General features: G+C 37.1%; 20 protein-coding genes and 1 riboswitch. Of the genes, 15 read left to right on the forward strand and 5 right to left on the reverse strand.

All coding sequences use genetic code 11. From position 1 onward, the window contains the following. A riboswitch (purine riboswitch) is annotated at positions 1–87 on the reverse strand. A 371-nt stretch (positions 88–458) separates the two neighbouring features. Next, positions 459–1,307 (forward strand): MBL fold metallo-hydrolase, encoded by an 849-nt coding sequence (locus V7122_RS17575; protein WP_335527879.1) that lies wholly within the window; start codon positions 459–461, stop codon positions 1,305–1,307. 49 nt (positions 1,308–1,356) lie between these two features. On the opposite strand, the gene V7122_RS17580 is transcribed toward V7122_RS17575, so the two are convergent. Continuing rightward, complete coding sequence (locus tag V7122_RS17580; RefSeq protein WP_335346841.1) at positions 1,357–1,878, reverse strand: cupin domain-containing protein; 522 nt, start codon at positions 1,876–1,878, stop codon at positions 1,357–1,359. Between the two features lie 482 nt (positions 1,879–2,360). Between V7122_RS17580 and V7122_RS17585 the strand changes: the two genes are divergently transcribed. From V7122_RS17585 to V7122_RS17625, 9 genes are all read left to right on the forward strand, one after another. After that, on the forward strand, positions 2,361–2,963 hold the full coding sequence (locus tag V7122_RS17585; RefSeq protein ID WP_335346840.1) for a TetR/AcrR family transcriptional regulator: 603 nt from the start codon (positions 2,361–2,363) through the stop codon (positions 2,961–2,963). A gap of 18 nt (positions 2,964–2,981) precedes the next feature. Further along, positions 2,982–4,460, forward strand: coding sequence for an o-succinylbenzoate--CoA ligase (locus tag V7122_RS17590; RefSeq protein WP_335527882.1), 1,479 nt, complete (start codon positions 2,982–2,984; stop codon positions 4,458–4,460). A 15-nt stretch (positions 4,461–4,475) separates the two neighbouring features. Further along, positions 4,476–4,892, forward strand: a complete 417-nt coding sequence (locus V7122_RS17595) for a MaoC family dehydratase (protein ID WP_335527884.1) — start codon at positions 4,476–4,478, stop codon at positions 4,890–4,892. Further along, positions 4,889–5,902, forward strand: coding sequence for a 3-oxoacyl-ACP synthase (locus V7122_RS17600; protein WP_335527886.1), 1,014 nt, complete (start codon positions 4,889–4,891; stop codon positions 5,900–5,902). Before V7122_RS17595 ends, V7122_RS17600 begins: the two co-directional genes overlap by 4 nt. 64 nt (positions 5,903–5,966) lie before the next feature. Further along, on the forward strand, positions 5,967–7,217 hold the full coding sequence (locus V7122_RS17605; RefSeq protein WP_335527889.1) for a substrate-binding domain-containing protein: 1,251 nt from the start codon (positions 5,967–5,969) through the stop codon (positions 7,215–7,217). Positions 7,218–7,345: 128 nt separating this feature from the next. Then, entirely contained in the window at positions 7,346–8,113 is a 768-nt protein-coding gene (locus V7122_RS17610) for an ABC transporter ATP-binding protein (RefSeq protein ID WP_335528031.1), read from the forward strand. Beyond that, entirely contained in the window at positions 8,097–8,804 is a 708-nt protein-coding gene (locus V7122_RS17615; protein ID WP_335527891.1) for an ABC transporter ATP-binding protein, read from the forward strand. Before V7122_RS17610 ends, V7122_RS17615 begins: the two co-directional genes overlap by 17 nt. 87 nt (positions 8,805–8,891) lie before the next feature. Beyond that, positions 8,892–9,752: a branched-chain amino acid ABC transporter permease gene (locus tag V7122_RS17620; RefSeq protein ID WP_335345900.1), complete on the forward strand. Its 861-nt coding sequence runs from the start codon at positions 8,892–8,894 to the stop codon at positions 9,750–9,752. A gap of 4 nt (positions 9,753–9,756) precedes the next feature. Beyond that, on the forward strand, positions 9,757–10,761 hold the full coding sequence (locus V7122_RS17625) for a branched-chain amino acid ABC transporter permease (RefSeq protein WP_335527894.1): 1,005 nt from the start codon (positions 9,757–9,759) through the stop codon (positions 10,759–10,761). Positions 10,762–10,951: 190 nt separating this feature from the next. Here the strand turns inward: V7122_RS17625 and V7122_RS17630 are convergent, their stop codons facing one another. Next, on the reverse strand, positions 10,952–12,250 hold the full coding sequence (locus tag V7122_RS17630; RefSeq protein WP_335527897.1) for a DUF4179 domain-containing protein: 1,299 nt from the start codon (positions 12,248–12,250) through the stop codon (positions 10,952–10,954). Next, complete coding sequence (locus tag V7122_RS17635) at positions 12,251–12,760, reverse strand: sigma-70 family RNA polymerase sigma factor (RefSeq protein ID WP_335527900.1); 510 nt, start codon at positions 12,758–12,760, stop codon at positions 12,251–12,253. A gap of 254 nt (positions 12,761–13,014) precedes the next feature. Between V7122_RS17635 and V7122_RS17640 the strand changes: the two genes are divergently transcribed. From V7122_RS17640 to V7122_RS17655, 4 genes are all read left to right on the forward strand, one after another. Beyond that, positions 13,015–13,788, forward strand: a complete 774-nt coding sequence (locus V7122_RS17640; protein ID WP_335527904.1) for a sulfite exporter TauE/SafE family protein — start codon at positions 13,015–13,017, stop codon at positions 13,786–13,788. 422 nt (positions 13,789–14,210) lie between these two features. Further along, positions 14,211–14,588: a VOC family protein gene (locus V7122_RS17645; protein WP_335345895.1), complete on the forward strand. Its 378-nt coding sequence runs from the start codon at positions 14,211–14,213 to the stop codon at positions 14,586–14,588. A 211-nt stretch (positions 14,589–14,799) separates the two neighbouring features. Beyond that, the gene (locus V7122_RS17650) at positions 14,800–15,345 is read left to right on the forward strand and encodes an NADPH-dependent FMN reductase (protein ID WP_335527908.1); all 546 of its coding nucleotides are present in this window, start codon (positions 14,800–14,802) and stop codon (positions 15,343–15,345) included. Positions 15,346–15,670: 325 nt separating this feature from the next. Next, positions 15,671–16,030, forward strand: a complete 360-nt coding sequence (locus tag V7122_RS17655) for a hypothetical protein (protein ID WP_335345893.1) — start codon at positions 15,671–15,673, stop codon at positions 16,028–16,030. A 59-nt stretch (positions 16,031–16,089) separates the two neighbouring features. Here the strand turns inward: V7122_RS17655 and V7122_RS17660 are convergent, their stop codons facing one another. Next, positions 16,090–17,799, reverse strand: coding sequence for an ABC transporter ATP-binding protein (locus V7122_RS17660; RefSeq protein ID WP_335527911.1), 1,710 nt, complete (start codon positions 17,797–17,799; stop codon positions 16,090–16,092). Positions 17,800–17,993: 194 nt separating this feature from the next. Continuing rightward, on the reverse strand, positions 17,994–18,977 hold the full coding sequence (guaC, locus tag V7122_RS17665) for a GMP reductase (protein WP_335527914.1): 984 nt from the start codon (positions 18,975–18,977) through the stop codon (positions 17,994–17,996). Between the two features lie 359 nt (positions 18,978–19,336). Between guaC and cyoE the strand changes: the two genes are divergently transcribed. Then, the gene (gene cyoE / locus V7122_RS17670; RefSeq protein WP_335484062.1) at positions 19,337–20,239 is read left to right on the forward strand and encodes a heme o synthase; all 903 of its coding nucleotides are present in this window, start codon (positions 19,337–19,339) and stop codon (positions 20,237–20,239) included. Positions 20,240–20,256: the final 17 nt, after the last annotated feature.

Below are 20,256 nucleotides of genomic sequence, written 5' to 3' on the forward strand. Positions count from 1 at the left end.
TTTCTGTAGTCAGGATTTTCATGGTTCCTGGTAGAGACCCTCTAGCCATATTCTAGAAGTTATACAGGTAATATATAGTTTAATATAATCAACTTGATAATTTTACTACGCTTTATTTTTTTTATCAAGTGTAAAATTTTGATATATGAATAGCATAAAAATTATCTTTAGTGTAAATTCCTCGTGTCCATTATAACCACAAGCCTTTATCCATATAATAAAAAGGTATGTAGTAAATATGAACTCCAAGCCTTTTTTTAATTAGTCTCGTGAAGTTTTTTTCGAAACATGTTGCACTGATTCAATTTAGGGGATAGACGGATTTGAAAAGGGGGAAGCCACGATAGGAGCTTTCCTCCTTTTTTATTTTGGAAAAATGAATTCTATCCATTTTTCTGATGCATAAGATTTGAATTAGTTATGCTAAAATAATAAAAAACACGAGAGTAGGTACTTAAATGCTGAAAAAACTAACAAATAAAGTGTATTTTATGCCGCATTATTCGGAAACGGATCGTCCGGCATTAGGTTTAATTTGTGGGGATGACTTTAGCGTGGTCGTTGATTCAGGGAATTCGCCTGCACATGCAAAGGATTTTCTCAATTTAGTCGAAAAAATGGATATCCCGCCGGTCAAGTTCGTTGTTATTACACATTGGCATTGGGATCATATCTTTGGCATAAAAACGATGGGGTTATTAACGATTAGCCATGAGCAAACAAAAGAAAAAGTAGAATATTTGAAAACTCTAAAATGGGATGATGCTTCATTAGATGCACGAGTAGAGACTGGTGAAGAAATAGAATTTTGCAGTGAGATGATTAAGCGTGAAATGCCTACACGGGATCATTTAGAACTGCAGGTGCCAGATTTAACATTTAGTGATAAGTTTGAAATGGATTTGGGCGGGGTAACTTGTGTAGTTGAACATGTTGGAGGCGTCCATGCACAGGATTCTTCCATTATTTATATTCCTAATGAAAAAGTGATGTTTCTAGGAGATTGCATCTATCAAGATTTTTATAGTGGCGAATGGAGCTATGATCTGAACGAACTCACCATTTTATTAGAAAAAATCAAAAAATATGATGTCGATACCTATGTGACTGGACATCAAGATCCGAAAACAAATGAAGAAATGTGGAGCTTCTTGGGTGATCTCGTTCATATAGGGGAAATTGTAAGTGAAGAGACATCTCTTGATAATGCTGTTACTAAGTTTAACGTGGTTCGAGGAACAAAGCCAAACGAAGAGCAGCTTGAGTTTATACAAAACTTTGTAAGTGGCAATCAAAAGAAAATGTAGAAGCAATGACATTGACCCCCAGTAAGTATCTTACTGGGGGTCATGTTTTTTACTCAGGAATTGTTTTATATGCTAACTTCTTAATTATATCTTTATAAGCAGGATATTTTGGCAAAAGGTCGTCTTGTGTAAACAATTCAAAGTCCTGAAATTCAAAACCTGGAGAAACCATACAGCCTACTAAGGAGAAGGTATCTTCTTCCATAACAGACGATCCGAAAATAGCATTTTTCGGAACTAAAGCTTGAGGGACTTCTCCTTTATCCAAATTTAATCCTAATTTAATCTCTTCATATTCTCCGTTTTCGTGAATAATATGAATCGTTAATGAACTGCCAGCATGATAATACCATAGCTCATCCGATTTTAACCGATGAAAATGGGATACGTCATTAGAAGTTAATAAAAAGTAAATACTCGTATAAAGCTTTCGTTTTCCTTCAAAATTCACTGTTAATTCTTGATCAGAAGTTTTTTCATTCGATTCAAATGTTCTTTTATAATATCCGCCTTCTGGATGTGGTTCTAGTCCAAGTTTCGATACAAAATATTGTGCATCACGATTGTTCAAAGTAAAATACCTCCAAATAATTCAAATCCCTACAGCTTACCAAACAAATAATCCTACGACCATCGCAGTTAAACTAGAATCAAGAATCCTGCTGATTAGCAATAACCAAGCTTGCAGACCCTATCCCTGTGACTATATGAGTAAAACTAGTGGTTTTAAAATGAACTAGTGAATTATATCAAAAAATATCCCACTAATAAAGTTATTTTAATATGATAAAAAATCTCGGTGTTCCTGCCATTTAAAAGGCTACTAAATGCATAGCAATGACTTTCTCCGATTTAAATGCCTGATAATTGATGCAGTGGAACTTAAATTATAACAGAAACTCTAATACACCGGTGAAAGCATCCTAAACCATTATCTTTATTAAAACTTATTGTCTGGTAACCTCTCTAAAATTATTTACTCAGCAATTTCACATTTTATTGTTGCATTATTCTGATATTTGATTATATAATCAAACCTGAGAGGTGATTCATATGTCAGAAAAAGTGATAGCTGAGGAAAAGGTTTTGACACAAAAAGGATTGGAAACGAGAGAAAAACTTTTACGAGCGGCAGAAGAGGTATTTGGACAAAAAGGTTATTATGAAGCTTCTATTGTGAATATTGCACAAGAAGCAAAGGTAGGACAGGGAACATTTTATAATTATTTCCCATCTAAAAAGGACATATATGATGAGTTAATTCGCATGTATAGCCGCGAGTTGCGCTTAGCGATAAAGGAGGAAATGGCTAATGCAGCTAGCTATGAAGAGGCACAGCGAAAAGGATTTCAAGCATTTTTTAATTGGGTGAAAGATCGTCGTAATTTATACAGTATCGTTCAGCAGGCGGTAGTAGTGGACCAAGAGCTGTACCGGTGGTATTACGACAAACTTGCAGCTGGATTTTTAAAAAGCTTGTCAGAGGGGATAAATGCTGGGGAATTTAAAGAAATTGACAAGGAAACGGTTGCTTATTGTTTAATGTCTATTGGTCAATTTCTTGGTATGCGCTGGGTGTTCTGGGAAGGGAAAGATGTTCCTGAGGAGGCATTTGATGCTGCAATGACACTGATTTTTAAAGGTTTAAAAAAATAATAGAGGAAGGGGATCCTTATGCAAGGCATTGCCTATTGGATAGAAAAACGAGCAAGCATCAATCCGGATCGCATTGCCATCATCACAGAACATGAACAGATCACTTACAAAGAACTGGAGCAGCAGATAAATGCAACCGCTTCTTTTTTAAAAAGAGAGCTTCGAGTAGAGACGGGGGATCGCATTGCCATACTGTCGCAAAATAGAGATGAGTATATCATCTTGTTATTCGCGATCGCGAAAATTGAATGCATCGCTGTCCCTCTGAATATTCGATTAACCGAAAGTGAACTTAACTATCAGCTAAAAGATAGTGGAACAAAACTATTAATTGTAGAAAAGCCGTTTCAAGAATTATCACTTTTACTTCAAGGGGAAACTGGGATCGAAGAAGTAATTGAAATTGAAAAAGTAAAGAGTTTACAAAATCATCCAAATGAAATATTTGATCCTATCAATGAAAACGCTTCCTATATTATTTGTTATACTTCGGGAACAACTGGGAAACCAAAGGGGGCGGTATTAACACAAAAAAATATGTTTTGGAATGCGCTTAATAACATGCTTTCAATTGATTTAACGTCAATTGACCGTTCGCTGGTTTTGCTTCCACTCTTTCATATTGGTGGAATTGGTTTGTTTGCTTTTCCAACTTTATTTGCGGGTGGGACAATTATTATTCCTGATAAGTTTGAACCTTTTAAAGCTCTTTCCATGATTGAAAAACATAAAGCTACCATTGTCATGGGAGTACCTGCTATACATCAAGCGTTGTTAACTTGTCCGACTTTTGAAACAACGAATTTACAATCTGTTCGCTGGTTTTATAATGGGGGTGCCCCATGTCCTCATGAACTTATCCGAGCGTTTTTAGAAAAGGGATTATTATTTGGGCAAGGGTTTGGGATGACTGAAACATCGCCAACTGTGTTTATGCTTTCTCGGGAAGATGCCAAACGAAAAATTGGGTCAATTGGAAAGCCAGTTCTTTATTGTGATTATAAACTTGTAGATTCCGAGGGGGCTGTTGTTGGTGCTGGGGAGATTGGTGAATTAGTCGTACGTGGCCCTAATGTGATGAAAGAGTATTGGAATAAACCAGAAGCAACAGATGAGACAATTCGTGATGGATGGCTTTACACTGGAGATTTGGCAATAGTTGATGACGAAGGCTTCTTATATATAGCAGGCAGAAGAAAAGATATGATTATTTCAGGCGGGGAAAATATTTATCCTCTTGAAGTAGAACAGGTAATTGGACAAATATCAGATGTAGTTGAGGTAGCTGTTGTAGGCGTTCTGGATCCTAAGTGGGGGGAAGCAGCTGCAGCTTTTGTAGTAAAAAAGAAAGAAAGTTTACTAACCCAAGAGGAAATTATCGAATACTGCAATAAATTTTTAGCAAAATATAAAATTCCTAAAAAAGTAGAATTTCTCGAGGAATTGCCGAAAAATGCGACAGGAAAGATTCAAAAAAACCGTCTAGTGACTATGTAAAAAGCAGGTGAAGATATGGCTGAGCTTTATATTGGGCAGCAGGCATCATGCAGTAAAACAATAACTGAAACAGATTTTGTTTTATTTGCGGGGATAAGCGGTGATTTCAACCCAATTCATATTAACAGTGAATATGCAAAGAAAACAAGATTTAAACAGCGTATTGCCCATGGTTTATTAACCTCAAGTTTATTATCGCAATTATTAGGAGTACATTTGCCAGGGAAAGGGTCTGTATATATGGAACAGACGATACGCTTCAAGTTCCCGGTTTTTATCGGGGATACAATTACTGCGACAGCCACTGTTCAGGAATTCATTGAAGAGAAGAAAATTATTAAGTTATTAACGGAATGCCATAATCAAAATGATGAACTTGTGCTAACTGGATCAGCAGTAATGATGGTACCGGCAAAAGGAGAGCTGATATGAAGGCGATTGGAATCGAAGCAACCAGCGTTTATTTTCCAAAGGGGATTGAAACAGCAGAAGCATTAGCCTCCAAGACTGGTATTCCCGAAAAAATTATTATTGAAAAGTTTGGTTTATACCAGAAACATGTAGCAGATGATACGATGCACGCTTCGGACTTAGCAATTGCTGCAGCAAGGCCAATTTTATCAAAAGTAGATCCTTTATCTATTGATGTTGTTATTTATTTTGGAAGTCCGCACAAAGACTATTATGTTTGGTCAAGCGCACCAAAGATACAGTATGAGCTTGGAACGAAAAATGCGTATGCATTTGAAATGATGAATGTAAGCTCCTGCTTCCCGATTGCTTTAAAGGTCTCTAAAGATATGCTAATGGCTGACGAGTCTATTAAAAATATTTTACTAGTAGGCGGATGTAAAGAATCACAAATTATTGATTATGATAATCCTCGCTCGCGTTTTATGTTTAATTTTGCCGATGGAGGAACTGCCGCTTTAGTAAAACGAGATGCAACTATGAGTGAAATTTTAGATAGCGTCATCATCACAGATGGATCATTCCATGAAGATGTACGTGTTCCAGCAGGGGGATCTAAGCACTTTGCAAGCTTGGAGTCGGTTCAAAACAGACAGCATTATATTGATGTTGTTGAACCGGCTAGCATGAAAGAGAGACTAGACCCTGTGTCCATTCCAAATTTTGAGAAAGTTATACTTCAAGCATTACAAAAAAGCGGATTAGCACTTCAAGACATTAACGTTCTCCTGCCACTTCATTCGAAACGCTCCATGTTTAGAGAACTCCTTCAACGATTAAACTTACCAGAAGAAAAAGCAGTGTATTTAGATCATCATGGTCATATGTCTGCACTTGATCCATGTATTGGACTGCATTTTGCAAGTCAACAAGGAAAATTAAAAACCGGCGATATTGCTGTAGCGGTCAGTGCTGGCACAGGGTATACATGGGCAGCCACAGTCATTGAATGGAAAGGAGGAAAAGGATAAGTATAAGGTTGTGTTAGTAATCTTATTTTTACAATAAATTAGCAATTACAGGGAGATGAGGATTATGTTCAAGAAAAAATCTTTTGGTAAAGTATTGTTTCTATTTATGTTAACAGTGCTTATGGTTTTTACATCAGCTTGTAATTCAGAATCGGCCAGTAAGAAAGAGAATAATTCCGGGAGCTCAAACAATTCAGATGAAGAAAAAAAGGATCCAATTAAAATTGGGGTTCTCGCTTCATTAAGTGGAGCTCTTGAATCATATGGAAAGCAAACAGTTAATGGCTTTAAGCTCGGTCTTGAGTATGCAACAGATGGAACAATGGAAGTAGGAGGCCACAAAATCGAGTATGTCATTGAGGATACAGAAACAAAGCCTGAGGTTGCGATCCAAAAAGCAACGAAAATGATTGAAGAAGATAAGGTCGATTTCTTAATTGGATCTTCAAGTTCTGCCGATACATTAGCTGTTTTACCACTTGCTGAAGAATATGAAAAAATTATGGTCGTCGAACCAGCAGCAGCGGATAGCATCACGGGAGCTGATTGGAATAAATACATTTTCAGAACAGCACGCAACTCATCACAGGATGCGGTTGCTGGTGCTGCAGCTATTGCAGGCAAGGGTGTAAAAATTGCAACGCTCGCTCCTGATTATGCCTTTGGCCGAGATGGGATAGCTGCATTTAAAGAAGCTGCGGAGAAACTAGGGGCTGAAATTATCCATGAGGAATACGCCGACCCGGCTGCAACTGATTTTACCTCCAATATTCAAAAAATAATCGAAGCAAAGCCGGAATACTTATATGTTGTTTGGGCTGGAGCAAACACTCCATGGAACCAAATTGCCGATATGAAGGTTCAAGAAAAGGGCATAAAAATTTCAACAGGTACCGCTGATATTGCAACTCTTGCGACAATGGAAGCATTGATTGGAATGGAAGGGTTTACAGTCTATTTTCACGCTCTGCCAAAAAATGATGTCAATGATTGGTTAGTAGCTCAGCATAAAAGTGCGCATAACGGGGAAGTGCCAGATTTATTCACGCCAGGTGGCATGAGTGCAGCCATTGCTATTGTTGAAGCGATAAAAAAGACAGAAGGCAGCACAGATGTTGATAAGCTAATTAGCACAATGGAAGGAATGAGTTTTGATACGCCAAAAGGGAAAATGACATTCCGGAAAGAAGATCATCAGGCACTACAAACATTATATGCGATTCGTTTAGAAAAAGTGGATGGGATCGATTATCCTATTCCGGTGCTAATGCGGGAATTAACACCAGAAGAAACAGCACCGCCTGTTCGGAACTAATTGATTAATTAATAGTAAGCTTCGGTAGCTATCGTACCGAAGTTTACTATTCTAGCAAAATCGCAAGTGCTAGGACAAAAAATTCGACAGGTGACTGGTACTTGTTGAAAAAAGAGGTGAAATAAATGATGACTCCTATTATCGAAACTAGGGACTTAACGATTACTTTTGGTGGACATGTTGCAGTCGATTCAGTAAATTTTTTTGTCCCATCAAACCATTTTAAGTCCATTATCGGGCCTAATGGCGCAGGTAAAACAACCTTTTTTAACTTGTTAAGCGGTCAGCTTTCCCCTATAAAAGGGCAAGTATTTTTAAAAGGAGAAGATATCACAAAACTGTCTCCAACAGAAAGAACAAGAAAGGGGATTGGACGCTCTTTCCAAATAACGAATGTATTCAGCAATTTAACGGTTTTAGAGAATGTAAGACTAGCCGTCCAATCTGCAGCAGGAGTTCGCTATCAAATGTTGAAGCATTTCCGAAAATATCGTCCATTCGAAGAGAAAGCATTAGAAATATTAACGCTTGTCCTCCTTGATAATAAAGCAGATGCGGTGGCAAAAAATCTTGCTCATGGAGAAAAAAGAAAATTAGAAATTGCTATGCTTTTAGCGCTTGAAACGGAGGTTCTTCTTTTAGATGAACCAACTGCCGGAATGTCACTTGAAGAAGTACCGGCTATTTTAGATGTTATAAAAAAAATCAAAGAAGCGGGTAATCGGACAATCATTTTAATCGAACATAAAATGGATATGATTCTCGATCTCTCGGACAGTTTAATGGTTTTATTCAATGGAAGATTTCTAGCAGATGGTACGCCTAGAGAAATTATGAATAATGAAACAGTTCAAACTGCTTATTTAGGAGGCCTGTATGATGACCACGCATCTTAAATTAGAGGGGATTGAAACATATATTGATCAATTTCATATTTTACAAGGTGTTTCATTGGAGGTTAAAAAAGGTGAAGTAACTGTATTATTAGGCAGAAATGGAGCAGGAAAGACAACGACACTTCGATCAATTATGGGTTTAAACCCGCCGACAAAAGGCAGGATTGAATACAAAGGTGAGAACATTACAGGACTCGCAACCTATTTAATTGCCGCTAAAGGAATTGGCTATGTTCCCGAGGATCAAGGAATATTTGGTGAATTGACAGTGGAAGAAAACATGAAGGTTGCTATGAAAAAAGAAAATGAGCAAACGATGGAGCGGCTGGATTACATTCTGAACTTATTTCCTGATTTAAAGAAGTTTTGGAAGCGAAAAGGGGGTCATTTAAGCGGAGGTCAAAAACAAATGCTATCTATTGCAAGGGCATATGTGAATGATAATGATCTGCTGCTAATTGATGAACCAAGTAAAGGCTTAGCGCCAATTGTTGTTGAAAAGGTGATGGAGTCGATTCAGGAAATGAAAGCAAAAACAACGATTGTTTTAGTGGAGCAAAACTACATGATGGCAAGCACGATTGGCGACCATTTCTATATTATTGATGATGGCCGAACGATTCTTCATGGAGAAATGAGAGAGTTGAAAGAAGATGAAAAAGTTCGAAAACAATATTTAGGTATAGCGTAAGGCAAGTCATTGCGACACTGATTGACAAATGGGAATTTCAATAGGAGGGCTAGTACGTGATACGTATCGAAGAGAGGAGGAACTTGATTGGATGTATTAATTAATTTATCTATTAATGGACTTGCAACAGGAATGTTAGTTTTCCTTTTGGCGGCAGGGTTAACGCTGATTTTCGGGCTTATGGATGTATTGAATTTTGCCCACGGCGGATTGTTTGCTTGGGGAGCATATGCAGGTATTTGGACATATACATCGACTGGAAGCTATTTAATTGGAATGATATCTGCCTTACTGACAGGACTTATTTTGGGTTTATTTATGGAGAGAATCATAATAAAACCCGTCTATGGAAACCATATTCAACAAATATTAATCACACTGGGGGTCATGATTGTACTCTCAGAAATGTTAAAAGTGGTATGGGGGCCAAACCAGCTTAGTGCAAAAACACCTTCTTACTTAGCAGGAAGCTGGGAGTTTGGCGGAGTCATTATGATTAAATATCGCTTGTTTATCATCGCTATTGGATTCCTTGTGTTTTTTATCGTTTATTATATTTTGAAAAATACAAAGATCGGTTTAATTGTACGTGCCGGTGTGATTAATAAAGAAATGGTGCAAGCACTTGGAGTAAACATAAAGAAAATCTTTATGCTAGTGTTCATGGTTGGTTCAGCGATGGCTGCACTAGGCGGAGTATTGCTTGGGCCGTACTCTGGCGTTATTTATGCGGAAATGGGAATGGAGTTTGCAATTTTGGCCTTTATTGTTGTTGTCATCGGAGGAATGGGAAGTATTACAGGGTCATTATTCGCTGCTATATTAGTGGGATTGTCAGGGGCATTCATGGCTTATTACGTTCCGGACTTATCACTTGCCGTAAATATGCTGCTTATGGCTGTTGTATTAATTTTTAGACCACAAGGATTATTCAAAGTAAAGGGGTGAGAAGATGAAGCTTCCTATGAATTCCTCGAAGGCGAATATTATTTATAGTGCAGTTGCATTTCTATTAATTTGTTTTCCATTTTTGAATGATACAAAAAGTATGCTGATTTTGTTTACGCAAGTCTTTATTTTTGCCGTATTTGCTATGAGCTATGATATTTTACTAGGTTTTACAGGCATAGTTTCATTTGGCCATGCGATGTTTTTCGGAATTGGTGCGTATACGACAGGAATATTTTTAAAAAGATTTGACCAAACCATCTTAGTCCTACTCCTTTCAATCTTAGTGGCTGCCATTATAGCAGGCGCAGTTAGCTATATCGTTGGACTTCTTTCTTTACGATTGAAAAGTCATTTTTATGCCATGTTAACACTTGCCTTTTCAGGATTGTTTTTAGTGGCTGCTGAAAAATGGCGTTCCTTAACGCATGGGAATGATGGCTTTACCTTTCAGATTCCAGATGTACTTAAAGATCGAGTAATACTTTATTTTGTCACACTGTTTCTTATGATCTTTATTTTTCTTGCGTTAAGACGATTTACAGAATCTCCTCTTGGCCGCGTCCTGCAAGCCATTCGAGAAAATGAACAGAGGGTAGAGTCTTTAGGATATACTGTGATTCATTATAAAATTATTGCTAGTGTTGTTGCAGGGGTAATCGCAAGCTTTGCTGGCTCCATGTATGTGCTGACACTTCGCTTTGTCAATACGTCTGTATTTGCTATTGATGTGACATTGGATGCACTGCTAATGACAATTATTGGCGGGGTTGGGACTTTAGCGGGTGCGATTATCGGTGCTGGATTAATAGAATTTGCGCATCATTGGTTAACAGGTCTAGCTAAAGTCCATTGGATTTTTGAAAGGTGGATGATCTTCTTTGGAATCTTATACATTTTAGCAGTTATGTTCTTCCCATTAGGAATTGTAGGCACGATTAAATCTTGGTCATTTAAACGAAAAGGGAAGAATTCTAAGGTAGCTGATCATGAAAAAATAGCTAGCTGAAGGGTGAAAGTATATATAAAAAAAATAAAGGAGGGGGCAAGCTTAAATATGAAATCTTTTTACTAATGATTAGAAATTCATCCACAGAATATTGGGTGCCCGCCCTCCAATAACGGTATTGCTCTCATATATCAGGCACCCTAATCCAGAAGCAAGAGATCCGTCCCTGTGTTTTTCCATAAGATACGAGCTACTTTAAGGGAATAGTCACAGTAGCGGATCCCTTTAAATAATTTTCGTAGCTATTGAAATAAATTCGAATTGGATTTGTTTTATTGCTTGTGTCAAATGTGTAGGTTGATTCAACCATTCCATTACTATTTGTATTAGTAGAACCATTAGTATCAACAGTTTCGCCGTTTGCATCGACCGCTTGGAAAAACATTTGATAGAAATGATTTTCTTCTTTTGACTTATAGGTAGCACGAATTGTATTATTACTTTCAATCTCAATATTTACATTTACATTGTCGGGAATATAGAAGACTTTCTTCTTTAGAAAATCGACTTCGATATAATCCTTTCCTTTTGGCAATGCCTGCACATCATTGATTTCCAACGTCAAGCTTTTGGGTTCTCTAAAATAGTTGCTTTGAAAGAAGAGAGCTGCATCTCCGTCTCGCATACCTCCAAAGCCTGATACTCCATTTGTAATTGTGCCCCATACTTCGCCTTTCTCATCCAATAAACGCATGCTTTTTATTTGCAAAATTTGCATGGTGTTTGCAGAATCGACTGCGATATCAAGCTTTGCCCGAAGTGGAGAAATCCTCAGTGATTTTACGGTCAATTTTTGATCATCGATTTCTACAGTTTGATCCAATTTGTAATTTTTACTTTTTGCGATTTCCTTTTGCAAAGAAAAAGGGATGTTGAATGTTGTCTCATGTTCGTCTTTAAATGTAATGGATAATTCGAAATTCGGATTTGTGAAATCGATATTTTTACTAGCGGTTACCTCTATAGTATCTTCTATATGATTTGTCGGCTCCTTGGCATACCAACTAAATGTTAATCCAGCTTCCAGCCCTTTTTTATTTTGTTTAATCTCAACACCTTTTGTGTGGAGGTCATGAATCTCGAAGGGAGCTTCAAGCTCATAGTTAATAATCATTCCTGATTCATCTGCAATAATGCCGAGCAATGTAAATGTTAAATTATTCTTTGTTTCTGTTATATTAAGCTCTTCATAATAATCATTTTTTAATATATCCTCAATTCCTTTGTCATAGGCAATCATCTCAACGAGCGGAGCAAAGCCTGGTATTTTCGCAACTGCTTGTGCAAAAGCAGGAGATACGCGAATCGTTGTAATCAGGATTAAGATAAGAGCGGCTGTAATTGTTAACATTCCTGTCCATTTTTTGCGGCTATGTCTTTCATTTTGTACTCTCTTTAAACCGTTTGTCCTAGCATAGGAGAGTGCTTCTTTCGGAACTGGAATCGAATTAAGTTCATCTTTTAAAGCGGCATATTCTTTTTCATTCATTTAAAATTCCCTCCTCTCGCTAAAATAATGGCGCAGCCTCCGTAGTACTGTGTGCAATCTGGATTTAACTGTTCCTTCGGGAATATTTTGCGCGCTCGCAATCTCATTGTTTTTCATATCCTGAAAATATTTCAAATAAATTAATTGCTGCTGTTCATGTGGCAATTGCGAAATCGCTTCAAAAATCTCTAGATTAGGAGAATCATAATACTGTCCTTCGACCTCCAACGTTTCCCTCAGCTCAATACGACTTTTTCTCTTATGCATATCGTGGCAAACATTGAGCAATATTCGAACGAGCCATGTTCCGACATAACGCGGCTCTTTAAGCGTATGAATTTTTTTATAGCTTCGGTAAGTCGTTTCTTGGATGGCTTCAATCGCATCGTGCTCATTTTTTAAATAAGCAAACGCTGTCCGATACAATACATCTTCATATGCTTCCAGCACTTGTAAAAGAGCGTGTTCATCCCTTTTTATTGCTTTTTTTATAATATCTATCTCAACCACAGCGTTGCCTCCTTCCCCCTGCTACTTATTAGACTTAGCAGCAGGTGAAAACGTTCATCTTCTTTTTTGTAATTAATAATGGTCATTAGTGGGTTCCTAATTCTAATTGAAGTTAAGAAAAAGGTTTGATAAAAAGGAATTGATTGGAATACTATTAAATACCAATTTTAACATGTAAAGTATTTATAAATACTTGGAGGCGCCTAAAATGTATGCGAAGCGTCCCTAGAACGGAAGGAGTTGAGGTTTGATAAATGTTCACATACTTATTTCTCTTTTGTGTAGTTTTAATTTTAAACTTAATTATTGGTGTTTTATTGGGAATGTCAGGAATATCAGGCTTTTTGCTTCCTTTAATTTATGTAGGTTTTTTAGTAATGCCTGTGCATGATTCCCTTGCGCTGAGCTTTCTATCGTTTGCAGTTTCCGGTATTATTGGTGCATACTCCTACTGGAAATCTAAGAACATGGATCTAAAATTAGCACTATACTTGAGTATTGGCAGCCTGCCTGGTGCATTTATGGGTGTCCAAATCAATGTGCTAATTTCTGACTTTCTAGCAAAACTTCTCCTTTATATTTTTATTCTTATAGCTGGCCTATCCATTTTGCTTAAGAAAAACAATAGAAATGGAGATAGGCAATCGAAAATACTAAATAACCATTTAGTAGTTATTTTGATTGGATTAATAACAGCAGCGGTCTGCTCATTAACCGGAGCGGGCGGCCCTATTTTACTCGTTCCGTTATTAGCAAGTTTGGGGGTAAATATAAGGGTAGCCGTTGGAGTGAGTTTGTTAAACTCAGTTGTTATTGCCATCCCATCTGTATTTGGGTACTTTGCTCATGCAAGTATGGGAAATCTCACCATGTTAATTATAGCAAGTTTGATAGGTACGATTGTTGGGATATTAATAGGGGCACACTTTGCAAATAAGGTACCTATTCATCATTTGAAACTATTTATTGCTATCATAACTATTCTATCTTCTATGTATATGCTTATTTCTTTAGTTTTATCTTTTTGACATTTGTCATTTACATAGCACATTGAAAGCTGACCGAAATGAAAAAATAAGAGAGGAGAGAAGCGAAAATACATTTTTTTGGAGAGAGAATCCTTTATTTCCATAAAACCAGCATCTTTAGGGTTTGAATAGGACAGAGAATCTCTTAATTATAAAAACAAGGGAAAATAGCATTCTTTTTCATGCAATAGCGGAAACAGGGTCTGATAACCTCAAGAAAAACAATCGATTCGAATAAATAACGGAATGAGGATCCTCGAAGATAACACCCCCTACTAATGAAATGCAAATGAGTAAAATAGTTTATCCTGACATATGGGCTTAGGTGAAGAGGAGGAAACTAATCATCCAAAATTGCTTTTGATATTCCGGATTGATAAACTAATTTTGTCTATCATGATTTATGAAAAGGAGTTTTTTGGATGATAAACAAAGTTGGAAAAGTGACGGTTTATGTACAAGATCAGGAAGCAGCAAAAGACTTTTGGATCAATAAGGTTGGATTTGTTTTAAAATTTGAACAGCCAATGGGGCCAGATGCGTTTTGGATTGAGGTTGGGCCAGGCGAGGATGAATTTACGACTTTAGTGCTTTATTCTAAATCGGCAATGGAACAACATCAGCCATCTAAGGTTGCACATCCATCTATACTTTTCAGTACAACTGATATCGAATCAGCATATGAGAAAATGAAACAAAATGGAGTACAAGTGGAGGAAATGATGAGACTGCCATTTGGAACGATGTTTTCATTTAAGGACCAGGATGGAAATGATTATTTATTAAGGGAAGATAAGTAAAATAATTGAAAGCAGTGCCTGCTGCATCTTGAATTTTACTTTCCGTGTTCAGGCACCTTTGTTTACACTCAACTATTTTGTATATGAAAATATTCTATAACCCACAATTCTTTGATACTTTGCTAATAGATAAAAATGCTGATAGATAACCCTCGAAAGATCAGGTTCAATATTCAAAAATGATTAAAAATACTTTGGGAGGTTTTATATTATGAAAATTGTTACGATCGTTGGAAGTATCCGTAAGGGTTCTCTGAATAGACAGCTCGCTGAGACTATGAAGGAACGTTATGTCGATAAAATGGATATGTTTATTACTGATATTCGTAGTCTGCCTCATTATGACCAAGATGAAGAAAACAATCCGCCGCTTGCTGTAAAGGAATTTAAAGATACAATCTCAAGTGCAGATGGGGTTATCATCATTACTCCAGAATACAATTGGTCGGTTCCTGGCGTATTAAAAAACGCCTTAGATTGGGCTTCTAGGGTGGACAAGGTTTTCATTGGCAAACCAGTAATGACATTGGGGGCGACTCCTGGAATGCTAGGTACTATTCGTGCCCAAATGCATTTACGTGAAATTCTATCATCGCCTGGTGTTCAAGCTAAGATACTTCCTCCAGGTGGAAACGAGGTATTGATTGGTCTTGCAAATCAGAAATTCGATGAGACAGGTCAGCTTGTAGATGAGGGGACTCTAAAGTTCTTAGATGAAAAGGTTGCCAAATTTATAGATTTCGTAAAGGCAGTATAAGGGAAGGGCATTTTCGTAAAACTGTTTCCGGCATTCAAAAACGTTAATAAAATCAAGAAACTAAGGAGCTCTATTCATATAGGGCTCTTTGACCTATAAGATCATACTTTCCTCTTTTTAAGGAATCATATTCTATACAAATGAAATCAAGCATAGATGTGCGAATAAGATACATATGAGAGGAGGCTCCTGGCAAAGTTAAATGGACAATTATACGAATGACAATACGGCCAGTAAGAGAAAAATTTAAGTTTTATTATTGCTGCTAAATTCATACACTCTTCTTAATTAAGTTACTGATAATAAATAATTGGGAGAGTGGAAAATGAAAGTTAATTTCGAAATGGAAAAAGCGAAGATGCTGGCTAACCAAATAATGACATTTATTAAATATGTTCATAAAAGCTATGAGAATAGGAACACTGTTTATTCAAATTCTGACAAATTGTATCAAATAAAACTTCTCTCAGTTGAGTTTAAGTTCCAAATAATTGCAGAGGAACTACTAAGAATTAATCAGTTTTCATGGGATGAAAAGTACACTCACTATTTAGTGGATGAATTTCAGAAGGGGTTAAATATAATGGAGGAATATGTGAGAAAAAATTATGATGATTTATTCATCTTATCGGCCAGACTATATACATTAAACAGCCATAGTCTATTAATTAGGAGTAAGAAGTAAAAAGCCTGACTTCAGCAGTGATAAGCGAGTCAGGCTTTTAATTTTATATGCAAATGCTCTCAACTAAATTGAGCCTGATGCAGCCTGCTGTATATTCCTTCAGATTCCAGCAGTTCTTGGTGGTTGCCCTGCTCCGCAATTCCATCTTTCGTTACAACGAGAATTCGATCAGCATTTTTAATGGTGGCCAATCTATGAGCAATAACTAGCGTGGTTCTGCCTTCGGTGAGTTCCTCCAATGACTTTTGAATCGCTGCCTCTGTTTCTGTGTCAAGGGCGGATGTAGCTTCATCCAAGATTAGAATTGGCGGATTTTTAAGGAACATTCGGGCAATGGCGAGCCTCTGCTTTTGTCCGCCGGAAAGCTTAACGCCCCTTTCACCAATAATCGTATCAAGACCTTGAGGCTGACTTTGGATAAAGTCATCAAGCTTCGCTTTTTCAGCAGCATCTAAGATTTCCTCATCAGTTGCATTCAATTTCCCATAGGCAATATTTTCGCGAATAGTACCAGAGAATAGAAACACATCCTGCTGGACAATCCCAATTTGTCTGCGCAAGGATGATAGTTTAATATCCCGAATATCTATTTGATTTATAGATATGGAGCCTTCTTGAACCTCGTAAAATCGCGGAAGGAGGCTGCAGAGGGTTGTTTTTCCAGCACCAGATGGGCCAACAAAAGCAACAGTTTCTCCGGGTTGAATGGATAGATTAATATTATTAAGCACAGGTTGATTTCCTTCATAACCAAAAGAAACATTGTTGTACTGGATTGTTCCAGCGAGTTCCATCTCAATAGCATCCTCGGAATCTTCAATATCAGGCTCCGTGTCGATAATTTCTGTATATCGCTTAAATCCAGCAATTCCCTTCGGATAACTTTCAATAACCGCATTAATCTTTTGAATGGGGCCGATCAAAATATTCGATAACAAGATAAAAGCAACGAACTCCCCATAAGTTAATTCTCTAGATATAACAAAAAACGTACCAAATAGTAGGGTAAAAAGAGTTATGGTTCTCATAAACAAATAATTAGCCATCACATTTTGCGCCATAATCTTATAGGATTGCAGCTTAGTTAGACGATAGTTTTCATTGTTTTCTTTAAACTTTTTCTGCTCATACTTTTCGTTAGCAAATGCTTGAACGACGCGAATACCCCCGATGCTGTCCTCTATTCGTGAATTAATCTCCGCTACATCCTGGAACATTCTTCGAAAGGTTCTTGTCATTTTTTTATTAAAATAAATCGCAAATATAATCAGAAGAGGGATGACGATAAAAGAAATAACCGCAAGCTTCCAGTTAATGCTGACCATCAAGGTAAAAGAGCCAACAAGTGTCATGATGGCAACAAATACATCTTCTGGACCGTGATGGGCCACTTCCCCAATCTCCTCAAGATCCTTCGTCAGCCGAGAAATGCTATGTCCTGTCTTATTGTTGTCATAATATCCAAATGAAAGCTTTTGCATATGCGTAAACAGCTTTTGGCGCATATCTGTTTCAATATTAATACCTAAATTATGTCCCCAATAAGTAACAATATAATGTAATCCTGTATTAAGAAGATAAATCAGAAGCAGTCCCGCACAGGCTAAAAGAATAATGCTCCAATTTCCTTCTGGGAGCAGCCGGTCAATGACCTGATTAACGGCTAAAGGAAATGCAAGCTCTAATATGCCCACAATAATTGCTGATACAAAATCAAGGATAAACAACCATTTATATGGCCGATAATAAGAAAAAAAGCGTAATAACAAATCAAAACCTCCAGAAAAAAATATACTGAGCAATATAGTCTGAATTGAAATTCATTCTCAATTATAAGTGTTATTTCCTTTTTATTCAATATAAATGCAGCTAATCTCGCTACTCATCCAATAATAAAAAATACCCTCATGTCAGAGGGTATACAAGTTTTGACCATTACGGGATAGAGGCCCCTTGGTTGCTATTAATAAACACGATCACCGTTAAATATAGAGTTCTTCACAATAACATAGTCAACATTGCGAATGGAGCTTAGTTTGCTTCCTCCAGAATAAGAAATGGAAGACTGGAGATCCTGCTCCATTTCCGTTAATGTCTCTTGTAAAGGACCTTTGTATTCAACAAACATTTTTTTGCCTTCTACATTTTTCTTTTCGCCTTTTTGGAATTCGGAAGCAGAACCGAAGTATTCCTTGTATAGTTTACCGTCTTTCTCGACCGTTTCACCTGGTGATTCTTCGTGGCCGGCAAATAAAGAGCCAATCATCACCATAGTGGCGCCAAATCTTACCGATTTTGCGATGTCTCCATGTGTACGAATGCCACCATCTGCGATAATAGGCTTGCTGGCCGCCTTTGCGCACCAGCGTAAAGCAGCTAATTGCCAGCCGCCAGTTCCAAAGCCAGTTTTGATCTTCGTGATACATACTTTACCTGGTCCAATCCCAACCTTTGTTGCGTCTGCACCAGCATTTTCTAATTCCCTTACTGCTTCTGGTGTACCAACATTTCCTGCGATCACAAAGCTGTTCGGCAAGTGCTTTTTAATATGTTGAATGATATTGATTACAGCATTAGAGTGGCCGTGCGCAATATCAATTGTGATGAATTCTGGGACAAGCTTAGCCTGTGCTAAATCTTCAATGAATCCATATTCCTCTTCCTTAACACCTACACTAATAGATGCAATTAATCCACGAGCCTTCATATCTTTAATAAAGGAAATTCGTTTTTCTGGATTAAAACGATGCATGATATAGAAGTAACCATTTTCAGCCAAATAAATAGCAATCTTCTCATCGATAATTGTTTGCATATTTGCAGGAACGACAGGCAGTTTAAATGTATGTCCTCCTAAAGTTACAGTTGTATCACATTCAGAACGGCTATTTACAACACATTTCGCCGGAATCAATTGAATATCTTCATAATCAAATACGTTTTCCATATTATACACCCCTAAAAACGAATATTTAAGCAAGGACACCTAATAAATGTTCGTCCATATAGTAATTTACATGATTGCCATTTGAATGTCAAAGTTTTTATTATTATTTGCTATAACATTAAATAAATTAAAAAAACCTCTTTTTTTGATAGAGAAAAGTACGATAATTTCGCCGAATAGTCTAAGTAAGTATGCTTTTTAGCAAAATGTGTAGAATTTTGTATATAGAATTTCAATTTTATAAGCTATCTGTGTTAATATTAGATGGGCCTCTTTATAAAACTTATGAATTGGACATGCATGAATAAAGAGGATTTTGCTATCATTTTTTGAACTAAGTCATGGGGGGAGGATATAAGATGAGTACGGATAGAACACCTTCTCCGCAAAAGTCTTTCTTATCTGATCTAAGGTCACTTTTCAAAGCGAATGTATTAATAGCCAATGTTCTGCCGGTGTTTACCGGATTCTGGTTAGCACTGTACTTTTCAAATGAATCCTTTATGGAGCAAATACCGTTATTTTTACTGACTATGGTTGGAAGTACATTTGTAATGGCAGGGGCTCTTATTATTAATAATTGGTATGATGTGGATATTGATAGAGTAATGGATAGGACGAAAAACCGTCCGACCGTAACAGGCCATTTTACTTTAAAGGCTGTATTATTTATGGGGATTACCTTTTCCATATTGGGTTTCCTCATTCTCTTTTTTACAACTCTTGAAGCTGTCTTCTATGCATTTATCGGGTGGTTTACCTATGTTATATTGTACACGATGTGGTCCAAACGAAAATTTACTCTGAATACAGTAATTGGAAGTATCTCGGGGGCTGTTTCTCCTTTAATTGGATGGGCAGCTATTGCGTCTAGCATTCATATAATTCCAATTGTATTGTTTCTGATTTTATTTATTTTCCAAATGCCGCATACATTCGCCATAGCTATAAGGAAACATGATGAGTATAAAGCAGCAGGTGTAGCCATGCTGCCAGTTGTTCATGGGTTTTCTATGACGAAGCGGCAAATTCTTGTATATGTAGCATGTTTGCTTCCGCTGCCATTTTATTTAGCTCCGCTCGGTACAGTGTTCCTATTCGTTGCTACCTTGCTTAATATCGCATGGCTAGTGATTAGTATAAGGGGATTTTTTGCGAAAGATGATCAGAAGTGGGCTCGGGTCATGTTTCTATATTCGGTTAATTATATTGCCATCTTGTATTTACTGATGGTTGTAGTAACCTTACCGATATTTGAATAACTCACTACATTTTTTAG

It is taken from the genome of Bacillus sp. JJ1532 (assembly GCF_036965085.1).
Lineage (GTDB): Bacteria > Bacillota > Bacilli > Bacillales > Cytobacillaceae > Cytobacillus.